Origin of the sequence: Geothrix sp., assembly GCF_049292215.1 — a bacterium.
Taxonomy (GTDB): domain Bacteria; phylum Acidobacteriota; class Holophagae; order Holophagales; family Holophagaceae; genus Geothrix.
This window is the reverse complement of the sequence record NZ_JBATQW010000023.1, coordinates 188,221-199,659: the sequence shown is the minus strand read 5'-3', so window position 1 is coordinate 199,659 and position 11,439 is coordinate 188,221. Positions and strand designations below refer to the sequence as shown.

Below are 11,439 nucleotides of genomic sequence, written 5' to 3'. Positions count from 1 at the left end.
CGACGAAGGCCCTCGCGGCCTGTGTCCTCATGGGCCTGCTGGCCTGGGTCGGGGCCCGGTTCCTGGCCCTGGACGCGCCCCACGCCTTCACGCGCATGGCCCTCGGGCTCCGCCTTCTGCCCCTGGTGGCGCTCTGTGCCGCGGCCTATGGCCTCGCGGCGGCGGGCCTGGGGCATCCCGAAGCCCGGGAGCTGGCGGACAAGCTGCTGCGGCGGCTGCGCAGGAGCTGAAGGCTCTCAGCCCTCGCTGGCGGCGGGCAGGCGCAGCTCCCGCCGGAGGGCCTTGCCCACGGCGTTCTTGGGGATCTCCGCCAGGAAGCGGAAGCTGGTCGGCACCTTGTAGTTCGCCAACAGGCTGCGGCAGTGGGCGCGGATCTCCTCGACGGAGAGCTCCTTCCGGGACACCACGAAGGCCCGCACGGCCTCGCCGGTGTCCTCGCTGGGGATGCCCACCACGGCCACGTCCGCCACGTCCGGATGCAGGGCGATGCAGGCCTCCACCTCGTTGGGGAAGACGTTGAAGCCGCTGACGATGATCATGTCCTTCTTGCGGTCCGTGATGTCGAGGTAGCCCTCGGCGTCCAGGCACCCGATGTCGCCCGTGCGCAGCCAGCCGTCCTGGAGCGCGCGGGCCGTCTCCCCGGGCTGGTTCCAGTAGCCCTGCATCACCTGCGGGCCACGCACCAGGATCTCGCCGTGCTCGCCGGGCTGGAGGTCCCTGCCAGCGTCGTCCACGATGCGCACGTCGGTCCCCGGCAGCGGCAGGCCGACGCCACCCACTTGCCGCATGGTGCGGCGGAGGCGGCCCCCATCCCGGACAGCGGCGTTGTAAGTGACCAGGGGACTCGTCTCGCTGAGGCCGAAGCCTTCGATCACCAGGCAGCCCGTGACGTCCTCCCAGCGCTGCAGCACCGCGGGGTGGGTGCGCATGCCGCCGGCGAAGGCGCCCAGCATCTTCCGGGTCATCTCGGGCTTGAACCAGTCCTCGTCGGGGAGCGCCTTGAGCAGCGTGTTCACGGCCGTCATCCAGGTCAGCTCGTGGTTCTTGAAGGCCGCCCTCAGGTTCTTGAGGGGCCGCGGATTGGGCACCAGGATGCTGTGGCTGCCGGAGTGGAAGGCGAAGAACAGGTTGATGGTGAACGCGATCACGTGGTACATCGGCAGCACCGTGAGCACGGTCTCCTCGCCGTAGGTCAGGTAGATCTTCGTGATCTCGGCGATCTGCTCCAGGTTGGCCAGCAGGTTGCCGTGGGTCAGCATGGCGCCCTTGCTGGTGCCGGTGGTACCGCCCGTGTACTGGAGCAGCGCGAGACTCTCCCGGGTGGGGGCTGGGCGCGGGGCCGATTCGGGGACGAGGTGCTCCTTGGCCCGGTACAGGGTGCCCTGGTGCAGGGCATGGGGCAGGCGCGTGAATGGCAGGCCCAGGGCCGGCACCGCCCCCGAGAGCTTCAGCTTGGCCTTGATGAGGGTCCGCGAGAGCAGCGGGAAGAAGTCCGCGATGCCCGTGACCACGATGGTCTTCACGGCAGTCCTGGGAACGACAGCCGTCACCTTGTCGCCGAAGTGGTCGAGGACCACCAGCACCTCGGCCCCGCTGTCCTGCAACTGGAGCTCCAGCTCCCGGGGCGTGTAGAGGGGGTTGGTGTTGACAACGACGCAGCCGGCCTTCAGGGCGCCGAAGGCGCAGATGGGATAGGCCAGGCAGTTCGGCAGCAGGATGGCCACGCGGGCCCCCGCTTCGAGCCGGAGGCCGTGCTGCAGGTAGGCTGCAAAGGCATCGGAGAGGTGGTCGATCTCCCTGAAGCTGAGCGAGGCCTCCATACCGTTGGGCAGGACGAGGGTTTCGGCCTTCCGGTCCCCATAGCGTTCCGCCGCCCGCCGCACCAGCTGACCCAGGTTGTCGAAGGGAAAGGGCTGGGCCTCGCGACCTACACCCGCCGGGTACCCAGCCCACCACACGCGCTCGCTGTCCACTCAACCGCCTTCATCCACGGATTTCGACACCAGCCGATCCCTCGGCCGACCCAAGTCCCCACCTGCCGGGACACCCCTCGATCTTAGCCCGTCCGGGCAGGAAAACGGCCGGGCAAGCCCGGCCGTTCCGCAGACTCAGCCCGTGGCTATTGCAGCTCGGTGGTCATGGTCGCACCACCCGCGTTGGGCAGGATGGCGACGACCTTCACGAGCTTGCGGGAGGCCTTGTCGATCCAGGCCGTGGCTCCGCCGGGATCCCCCTCGGCGCTGCCGGTCTCGACCTTCCAGGTCTGGAAAGTGCCGGCGGCCACCTTCACTTCCTGCGAACCGACCACTTTGGCCTGCTTGAGGGCGACCTTCTGCTTCTGGACATCGAAGTTGCGATAGGTCGTGCTGAACCCCTCCGCCAGCGGGAGGCAGGCGATGGATTCGAAAGCCCCGGCGCCATCGGCAAAGAGGTCGCCGCCAAGGTCCGCCGCGACAGGCTTCGCCGCGCCACCCATGGCCATGGAGCCGGCTGCCTTGCCGCCCTCGAAGGCGAGGTCGATGGTGACGGGTCCCTGCTTCACGGCCCGCTTCAGGGAGACCAGGCTCCCCTTGGCGTAGGTGCAGGCATCGCTGAGTTCCGTGGGCCCGATCTTGGCCGTGCCCTCCACGATCCACGTCCCGGCCTCGGCCCGGATGGTGTTGGTCATGGTGACGGGGATGCTCTGTCCGCCCATGGCCAGCGCGCCGGCCCAGGTGGTCGAACCGGCTGTGAACTCGGCCACCGGCTTGGGCGCGGCCGCCGTAACGTCCACCTTCTTGGCCAGCACCACGGTCTTGGGATCCACCGTGATCTCGGGGAGGCGCTGCATGACGTCGGGCTTGCCACCCTCCTGGTAACGGGCGTGCAGGTACTTGGCCAGGAACTTCTCGGCGGCGGCGAACATGGCCTGGCTGTTGACGGGCCGCGCGAAGCCATGGCCCTCGTCGGGCGCGCAGAGGTATTCCACGGGGAAGCCACGGTCGCGCAGGGCGATGACGATCTGGTCGCTCTCGGCCTTCTTCACCCGGGGATCATTGGCGCCCTGCACCACGAGGAGGGGCGTCTTGATCTTGGCGGCGGAGTTCAGCGGGGACTGGCGCTCCAGCTGCTTCTTGCCCTCGGGCGTGCTGGGGTTGCCCATGCGGGTGTGGAAGATGATGCGGAAGGATTCCCAGTAGGGGGGGATGGTCTCCAGCAGGGTGAGGAGGTTCGAAGGCCCCACGATGGGTACCGCCGCGGCGTAGAGGTCGGGGGTGAAGGCCACGCCCGCCAGGGCGGCATAGCCACCGTAGGAGCCGCCCATGATGCCCACGCGCTTGGGATCGACGGTGCCGTTGGCCACCAGGTGCTTGACGCCCCAGGTGATGTCGTCCTGCATGAGGTCGCCCCACTGGTTGTTGCCGGCATTGAGGAACGTCTTGCCGTAGCCTGTGGAGGCGCGGAAGTTGGGCTGCAGAACGGCGTAGCCGCGGTTGGCCAGGAACTGGGCCATGTTGTTGAAGCCCCAGCTGTCCCGGGCCCAGGGGCCGCCATGCGGCACCACGACCAGCGGAAGGTCCTTGGCGGGCACGCCCTTGGGCAGGGTGAGGTAGGCCGGGATCTCCAGGCCATCGCTGGACTTGTAGCGGATGGGCTGCATGGCGGCCATGTGCTCACGCGGCAGGTCCTCCCGGGAGATGTACTCCAGGCTCAGCTTCTTGGTCCGGCGGTTGAAGAGGTAGCGGCCGCCGGGATCACGGTCGCTGTAGGCGGCGATCATGACCAGCTTCTCATCGGCGGTCATGGAGCCAAGGCCGATCTCGCGGCCCGGCAGCTTCTTCTGGAGGAGCTTATAGTCGGCCTCCCAGGCCTTGTTCTTCCAGTAGATCCGGGTGCGCTCATCCTCGTAGGTCGTGGCCAGCAGCTCATCTGTGAGGTCGGAGAAGATGGCGCTACCGAAGTCCACGCGCCCCTTGGGATCGGACTCGAGCTTCTCCTCATGGCCCGTGGCGGGATCGAAGAGCACCAACTCGGCGAAATTCCGCTTGCCCTTGTTGGTCTCCATGTAAACGCGCTTGCCGTCCTTGTGGAAGGCCACGGGACCGGCGGACTCGAACACGGAGCACTCATAGACCTTGACGAAGCGGGTGGGATCCACGCGAAGGATCTCGGTGTCGCCCTTCTCCGTGGTGCGCACGGCGAGGCGCAGGTTGGCCTTCTTGTCGAAGACCCAGCCGGCGATGCGCTCGGTGTTCTTGCGGATGAGGGTGCGCTCGCCCGTGGAGATCTTCACCTTGTAGACGTCGTGCCAGGCGGCGTCCCGGTCGTTGAGGCCCACGTAGATCGTGTCGGGATCGGCCTTGGGCACGGAGAGGATCTGCGCCCGGGCGCCCTTGGCGGCGGTCAGGTTGCGGGCCTCGGGGGCATCCTTGCCGGGGGCCGGGGCCGCTGCGGGATCCACGGCGTAGACGTTGTAGTTCTCGTCGCCGTCCTTGTCCTGCACGAAGAGGATCTGCCTGCCGTCCCGGCTCCAGAAGAAGCCCGGGATGGGGCGCTTGGGGTCCGCGGTGATGAGCCGGCCCTTGCTGTAGGGCTCGCCCACCTTCTTCACCCAGACATTGCGCGTCTCCTTGTAGGGCTTGAGGAAGGCGATCCACTTGCCGTCGGGGGAGAGCTGGGCGCCGGCGATCTCCGGGTTGCCGAAGAACTTGTCCCGGTCGATGAGGGGTGGGAGCTGGGCCTGCTTGGCTTCGGCGGCGACAGCTTTGGCGCCCTCAGCGGCCAGTGGCAGCGCCAAGGCGAGCAAGAGGCCCGGCCAGAGCAGGCGGGACAAGGACGAAGGACGATTCATGGGGGGACTCCTTGAGAAAGATGGGGCGAGAGGAAGAGGTTACGCCGATTTGCATCTACCGTTGAGGAGAAGGGCCTGGCGAGACGGACCGCCGGCCCAGCGGCCGCCTGGGCGGGGCCAGCGGTCATGGGGCGGGGCGGATCAGGGGCGCAGGGCCTCGATCAGGGCCTGCCGCAGAATGCCCATCGAGTAGGGTTTCTGGATGAACCCGGCCAACCCCTCGCCAAGGAAGGCCTTGACCGATTCCTGCTCGCTGAAGCCACTGCACAGCACCACGGGCAGATCGGGTCGGATGGCGCGGAGGGCCTTGAAGCATTCCCGGCCGTCCATCCTGGGCATGGTCAGGTCCACCAGGGCCAGCCGGAAGGCCTCCGGGCGCTGGGAGAACAGCTCGATCGCCTCCCGGCCATCCGCGGCCGTTTCGACGTCGAACCCGAGCCGCTCCAGGGTTTTGGCCGTGACCTCCAGGATGGAGTCCTCGTCATCGACCAGAAGCACCCGGCCGCCCAAGACGACGTCGGAGGGATCTGAGTGGACCTGGACGGCCTGCGGCAGGGTGGTGGAGGTCGCAGGCAGGTAGACCTGGAAGCTGGTCCCGCGGCCGGGTTCGGAATACACCTTCAATCCGGCCCGGTGCCCGCGGATGATGCCCTGGATGGCCGAAAGCCCCAGGCCGTGTCCCGCAGGTTTCGTGGTGTAGAAGGGATCGAAGATCCGCGACAGCACCTCGGGAGTCATGCCGACGCCGGTGTCCCCCACCTCCAGGACTGCATAGAGTCCCGGTGCCAGGCCCTGCCCGGGGAAGGTGCCGGAAATGAAGGTCTCGTCCAGGACCCGGGCACAGGTGCTGACCCGGATCTCCCCTTCTCGATCCCCGATGGCATCGCTGGCGTTGGTGACGAGGTTGAGGATGACCTGCTGAAGCTGGGCCTCGTCCGCTTCCACAAGGGGCAAATCCTCCTGCAGCGAGAAATGCAGGCTCACCTTCTTCGCGATGGAGACCTTCACGAGGTCAGCCACTTCCCGCACGACCAGGTTCAGGTCGTGGGGCCTCACCACGAACCGGCCCTTGCCTGAGTAGGCGAGCAGTTGGCGCGTCAGCTCGGCGGCCTTGAGGGCCGCCCCCTCGGTGGCCCGCAACCGCGCGGCCACGGGACTGTCCTCGGGAACCCCGGCTTCCGCCAGGTTGAGGTTGGCGAGGATGGCAGTCAGCAGGTTGTTGAAGTCGTGGGCGATGCCACCGGCCAGGACACCGAGGCTCTCCAGTTTCTGCGCATGGAGCATCTGGCGCTCCAGCTGAAGCCGATCCTGCTCGGCCCTCTTGCGGTCGGTGATGTCCCGCCAGGAGGTGAACAGGATCTCCTTCCCCCCCAGGGGAATGGGGATGAGCGTCACCTCGACGGGAAAATCCTCGCCGGACATGCGCCGATGCATCCACTCGAAGCGGTGCACACCCATGGCATAGGCGGTGGCGATCATGTCCAGGGCTTTCTCCTCGCTGGTGCGGCCGTCTGGTTGGACCTGCGGTGAAAGCTCCCACGGATGGAGCCGGAGAAACTCCGGTTCGGTGCAGCCCATCATGTTCAGGACAGCCTGGTTGCAGTCCGTGAAGCGATCCCCGTCCAGCAGGAGGAGGCCTTCCACGCTGCGCTCGAAGAGCAGGCGGAACTTGTTCTCGCTCTCCAGGAGATGGCGCTCCTTGGCCAGCCGAGGCCTCAGGTCCACCATGCTGCCCCGGACCAGATCCCCGGCGGATCCCGGCAGCTTCAGCAGGCGGACCTCACAGGGGACGAGCCCACCATCCAGGGACCGGTGGGTCCACTCGAATTCCGCCGTCCCCTCCACCAGGGCCCGGCAGATGTGGGCGTGAGCCGCCTCGGCGCTGGCCCGGCCATCGGGCTGGAACTCCGGGCTCAGTTCGGAAGGGCCCAGCGCCATCAGCCGAGACCGCTCCGCCTTGAACAGCACCTCGGCCTGGGCATTCGCCTCCACGAAGTGGCCGGTGTTGGCATCCAGGATCACGATGGCCTCAGGTGCATGCTCGACGAGGGACCGGAACCGCATCTCGGACAGGCGCAGTTGCTCCCGCTCCCGGGCCAGGTCGGAGATGTCCCGGCCTTCGGGCAGGAGGGCCACCACCTGACCCTGGGCATCCAGGAGGGGGCGGATGCTGAAGCTCACCACCAGCATCCGACCATCTGCGGCGGGATGGGTGGTCTCCATCTCGAAGCACTCACCCCGGGCGGCCCGCCGGATGCCGTCCCTGAGTCGGGCCTGCTCGCCCATGTCGTGCGTCCACCAGGGAGTCTCCCAGAAGGGACGCCCCTGGACCTCGGCCAGAGAAAGGCCCGCGGCCCGCAATGCCGTCCTGTTCGCATCCAGAAGGATGCCTTCCGGCGAAAGCACTCCCATGAAGTGGAGGCTCGCATCGTAAACGGAACGCAGGTCGATCGCGTGGGGATCCCGCATGGTGCCTCTTCATCGGCAGGCCCGGATTCTCTCCTGATAAAGCGTCCATACAGAGGTAACAAGTAATTGACCCGACCCTCAGCCGCTCCGAGACCGCCCCGTGACCACCAGGGGCAGCCGTGGCAGAGTCAGGGTGAGGAGAACGCCCATGAAGGCTGTCATCCAGCGCGTGCAGCGGGCTTCCGTGCGGAGCGGAGAGTTGGAGGCCGCCATCGGCCCCGGCCTGCTGGTGCTGGTGGGCCTGGAGACCGGGGACACCGAGGAGACCTGTGCCTGGGCCGCCGCCAAGCTCGCCACCCTCCGGATTTTCGAGGACGCGGAGGGCAAGATGAACCTCGGCCTGCAGGACGTGGGCGGGGAGATCCTGGCCGTCAGCCAGTTCACCCTGGCCGGCAGCATCGCCCGGGGTCGCCGACCTTCCTTCGATCAGGCCATGAATCCCGAGGCCGCACGGGTGCTCTTCCGGAAGTTCCTGGACCTGCTCAAGGCCCAATACCCCCGTGTGAAGTCCGGTTTCTTCCAGGAGCACATGGAGGTCGAGCTGGTGAACGACGGGCCCGTGACCTTCATCCTGGAGCGCTGAGGGCGCAGGAAATCCGGAGCGCGTTGCAGATCGACGCCGCGTGGCGCGGGTCCGCGCGCGGGTGCAACGCGGCGAGCACGGGACCCGCGAGATGCCTTGAAATTCAAAGGGGCTAAACCCCTGGCACAGCCCTGGCATATCCCACCCGTCAGACCTTTTCCCTTCTGGAGGCAACATGCGTGTTCGACCCACGGCGCTCTGCGCCCTTGCCCTCGGCCTGCCCCTGGCCGCAGGCAACTTCGATGTGCAGGCCCAGGTGACGCTGAACCAGCCCACCCAGGACCTGAAGACCGCCCTGGATGGCAAGCAGGGCTTCGGGCTGGGCATCCACGGGCTGCACCGCCGGGGGCTGCACCACACCAGCCGCACCCGCTTTGACTGGAACGTGTGGGGCCAGGGCCCCGCGGTGGACGGCGTGAAGACCCAGGTGAGCAACTACACCCTCGCCTTCGATCATCTGTACCACGTGGAGGACCGGGATCAGGGTCCCTACCTGGTGGGCGGACTGGGCGCGGTGCGGTGGTTCACCGAACAGGAGTCGGCACTGGGCTCTGTCCGATCGCACACCACGAAGCTCGGCATCACCGCCGGGGCCGGCTGGCAGTTCACGCGCAACCTAGGCGCCGAGGCCCGGGTGCTGGTGAGCAGCCTCAACCGTACGTACGACAGCACGCTCCTGCAGGGCGCGGTGGTGTTCCGGTTCTGAGGCGATAGGCCGACGCCCCGGCGGGATTTCCACCGGGGCGTCGGTCGTTCGCGGCTGATCAGAGCGACATGCGCTGCAGGCTGGCCTTCAGGCTTTCATCGACGACGGCGAGGCAGTCGGCGAAGTGGGCCTTGGTCTCCTTGCTGAAGCCGGGCTTGGCCGGGGCGGCCTTGAGCTGGGCCTGCAGGGAGCGCAGGGCCTCTCGGGCCAGGGCCCGCGAGTCCGCAGGCGTGAGCGGATTGGCCCGGATGACCTGGCCACTCAGCTGGCGGAGGTGCTCCCGCTGGAGGTTGCGGCGCATGACGGACACCTCGCGCCCGCTCTTCAGCTCGCTCCAGATGGCGGTCTGCAGCGTGTCGTAGAGCTCAGAGAGCCGGAAGGCCTCCTTGGGGTTGGTCAGCTTGTCCGGCGTGTCGAGGATCCGCTGGGCCACCACCGGCTGGAAGACCTGGGCCAGCACCTGGGTCTGGGTGCGGAGCACCCACTGGGCGGGGGAGGGATCGGCATTCAGCGGACCATTGAACCGGTCGGTGGTGAGCCGGGACAGGAACTCGGGCTTGAACTTGAAGGCCTCCACCGAAAAGATCCCGGTCTCCAGCAGCTTCAGGGCCTGACGCTGCTTGGCCGCGGGAACCGGCGTGAGGGGGGCCCGGCTGGTGCCCGCGTGGTCACGCAGGTGGACCACGCCGCCGATGTACTTGGCGCTCAGGTTGGCCGAGAGGCCCACCTGGCCCAGCGCGCGGAGCAGGCCCCGGCGCAGGGACTGGTAGCCTTCACCCGCGGGGATGGTCTTGACCTGCAGGCGCTCCCACAGCTCCTTCGAGAGCGCCAGGCGCTTCTGGTAGAAGGCCAGCGGATCGGAGCCGAGGTCACGGCGGTTCACTTCAGGATCCATGCCTTCCAGACCGCCGAACCCGAGGGCCTCCTCATCCGTGCCGTAGGCCAGCTGGGGCTCGGAGCTGCGCGCGGCGATCTTGGCCAGACCGGCCTTCTCGTCCGCGGAAGCCAGGGGCTTGTAGCCGTATTCGATGGCCCAGTGGTCATAGGGGCCGAGCGTGCTCATCACGTACTCGCCCTGGGACTGGCCCTTGAGGGCGAGGTTCAAGGCGTTGTAGTCCATGACGGAGCCGGTCAGGCCGTTGGTCTTGGTGAACTCGGCATTCGAGATCTGTTCCAGGGAGTGGATGGTCGAGGCCCGGAAGTTGTGGCGCAGGCCCAGGGTGTGGCCCACCTCGTGGGTGATGACGTCCTTGAGCACCGCCGCCACGTAGGCATCCTCCTCGGGGCTGCCGGGGGCAATCTCACCGCGGGACTCCAGCAGGTCCAGGGCGAAGCCCATCTCCTGGTGGGCCTCCGCCGCGTAGGCGCAGAGGTCGTGGTCGTGCCGGAAGGCAAAGGCCTCCTGGGCCTTGGGCGGAAGGGTCTCCCGGGCTTCCGTGCGGCTACCCCGGGCCCAGACTTCACCGATGCCGATGTCCGCGTCCAGGATCTCGCCGGTGCGGGGATCCACCTGGCTGGGCCCGATGGCGAAGCCGATGTCGGTGCCCGTGAGCCAGCGCAGGGAGGCATGGCGGACATCGTGGGTGTCCCACTCGGCATCGTCGGGCTGCACCTTCACCTGCACGGCATCCTTGAAGCCCTGCTTCTCGAAGGCCTTGTTCCAGATGAGCACGCCTTCGGTGATGGCCGGTCGGTACTTCTCCGGGATATTGCGGTCCAGCCAGAATACGATGGGCTGCTTGGGCTCGGACAGGGCCGCTGCGGGGTCCTTCTTCTCCAGCCGCCAGCGGTTGATGTGGTGGACGCGGGGATCGACGCGGGTGTCGTCGCCGAAGTCCCAGCGGGTGGAGGTGAAGTAGCCTACCCGGTCATCCGCCAACCGAGGCGCCATGGGCTGCTCGGGCAGCTTGGCGAAGGAGAAGTGCCAGCCCAGGAAGAGGCTGCGCATGTCCTCCAGGGTGCCCGGGGGCGGCACCGAGGGCATGGGCGGGGCGCCCGGCATCATCAGAGGCGGCAGCATGATGCGCTGCAGGGCGTAGTGGGCCTGCACGCGGAAGGCGGCCTGGTCCTCGGTGCTGCGGACCTTCTCGAAGAAGCTGTTGGAGGGGTCGAAGCCGTAGGGCTGGCGATAGGTGGCCTCCAGCCGCGTGGCCCCCATGGGGATGTCCCTCAGTAGCAGGGCATTGGCCTCCACCAGGATGGACTTCCGCTCCGGGTGGGGCTGGCTGAGCACGGGGGCGCTGGCGAGCAGGCTGTCCGTGAAGCCCTCGGCCACGGCCCGGGCCGCCGGCGAGCCGGCAGGGGCCATGAAGGTGGTGTTCTTGGCCAGCATCTGCAGCGTGTTCCCCACCCGGCGGAAGCTGGCGAGGAAGCTGTCGTCCATCATGCCGCCATAGAGGCCCCGCTCACCGGTGCCCCGGGTGCTGCTGATGGCGAAGAAGAAGGGGGCGTCCAGTTGGTCGGGTTTCACCTCGATCCAGACCTTCTCCTCCTTGGTCCAGAGGGTGAAGAGGCCCTTCTGTTCCTTGGCGTCCTTGATGACCTCGGCGAAAGGCTTCAGGGCTCCCGGCGCCGGCGGGGCCGGCGGCGTGGCCGCGGCGGGAGCAGCGGGCGCCTTCCCTCCACTGGGTGTCGTCTGGGCCGCCAGACTCAGACAGAGCAGGGACAGGAGCGCGGTCAGGCGCGAACGACAAGGCATACGGATCCTCCTCACGGGTGGGTGTGCACATCACCTTACGATGCCAACCGCCCTGGGTTTAGGCAAAATTCGGCGGGCCCTAGGGGTCCCATCCGCTATCCCGGGATTCCCGGGCCCTGCTTCAATGGGGGACAACCCTGAGTCCCGGAGAT

7 protein-coding genes are annotated in these 11,439 nt (G+C 67.6%); 3 read left to right on the top strand and 4 right to left on the bottom strand.

Annotated elements, in window-relative coordinates; translation table 11 throughout:
• On the top strand, positions 1-230 hold a 230-nt coding region (locus WAS25_RS04570), incomplete at its 5' end, for a hypothetical protein (RefSeq protein ID WP_422310324.1).
• Between the two features lie 6 nt (positions 231-236).
• Here the strand turns inward: WAS25_RS04570 and WAS25_RS04565 are convergent.
• The 3 genes from WAS25_RS04565 to WAS25_RS04555 form a co-directional block, all read right to left on the bottom strand.
• The gene (locus WAS25_RS04565) at positions 237-1,973 is read right to left on the bottom strand and encodes an AMP-binding protein (protein WP_422310323.1); all 1,737 of its coding nucleotides are present in this window, start codon (positions 1,971-1,973) and stop codon (positions 237-239) included.
• Positions 1,974-2,119: 146 nt separating this feature from the next.
• Positions 2,120-4,831, bottom strand: a complete 2,712-nt coding sequence (locus WAS25_RS04560) for a S9 family peptidase (RefSeq protein WP_422310322.1) — start codon at positions 4,829-4,831, stop codon at positions 2,120-2,122.
• A gap of 141 nt (positions 4,832-4,972) precedes the next feature.
• Positions 4,973-7,300 (bottom strand): PAS domain S-box protein, encoded by a 2,328-nt coding sequence (locus tag WAS25_RS04555; protein WP_422310321.1) that lies wholly within the window; start codon positions 7,298-7,300, stop codon positions 4,973-4,975.
• A gap of 148 nt (positions 7,301-7,448) precedes the next feature.
• Here WAS25_RS04555 and dtd point away from each other — a divergent pair, with 148 nt between their 5' ends.
• Both dtd and WAS25_RS04545 read left to right on the top strand, forming a co-directional pair.
• Positions 7,449-7,883: a D-aminoacyl-tRNA deacylase gene (gene dtd / locus WAS25_RS04550; RefSeq protein ID WP_422310320.1), complete on the top strand. Its 435-nt coding sequence runs from the start codon at positions 7,449-7,451 to the stop codon at positions 7,881-7,883.
• A gap of 175 nt (positions 7,884-8,058) precedes the next feature.
• Positions 8,059-8,589: a hypothetical protein gene (locus WAS25_RS04545; protein WP_422310319.1), complete on the top strand. Its 531-nt coding sequence runs from the start codon at positions 8,059-8,061 to the stop codon at positions 8,587-8,589.
• A 58-nt stretch (positions 8,590-8,647) separates the two neighbouring features.
• Here the strand turns inward: WAS25_RS04545 and WAS25_RS04540 are convergent, their stop codons facing one another.
• The gene (locus WAS25_RS04540; RefSeq protein WP_422310318.1) at positions 8,648-11,287 is read right to left on the bottom strand and encodes a zinc-dependent metalloprotease; all 2,640 of its coding nucleotides are present in this window, start codon (positions 11,285-11,287) and stop codon (positions 8,648-8,650) included.
• Positions 11,288-11,439 lie beyond the last annotated feature (152 nt).

Excerpts from the sequence above, each read along its gene's own strand:
- WAS25_RS04560 (WP_422310322.1), bottom strand. The coding sequence starts at position 4,831 with ATGAATCGTCCTTCGTCCTTGTCCCGCCTGCTCTGGCCGGGCCTCTTG.
- WAS25_RS04540 (WP_422310318.1), bottom strand. The coding sequence starts at position 11,287 with ATGCCTTGTCGTTCGCGCCTGACCGCGCTCCTGTCCCTGCTCTGTCTG.
- WAS25_RS04555 (WP_422310321.1), bottom strand. The coding sequence starts at position 7,300 with ATGCGGGATCCCCACGCGATCGACCTGCGTTCCGTTTACGATGCGAGC.
- dtd (WP_422310320.1), top strand. The coding sequence starts at position 7,449 with ATGAAGGCTGTCATCCAGCGCGTGCAGCGGGCTTCCGTGCGGAGCGGA.
- WAS25_RS04545 (WP_422310319.1), top strand. The coding sequence starts at position 8,059 with ATGCGTGTTCGACCCACGGCGCTCTGCGCCCTTGCCCTCGGCCTGCCC.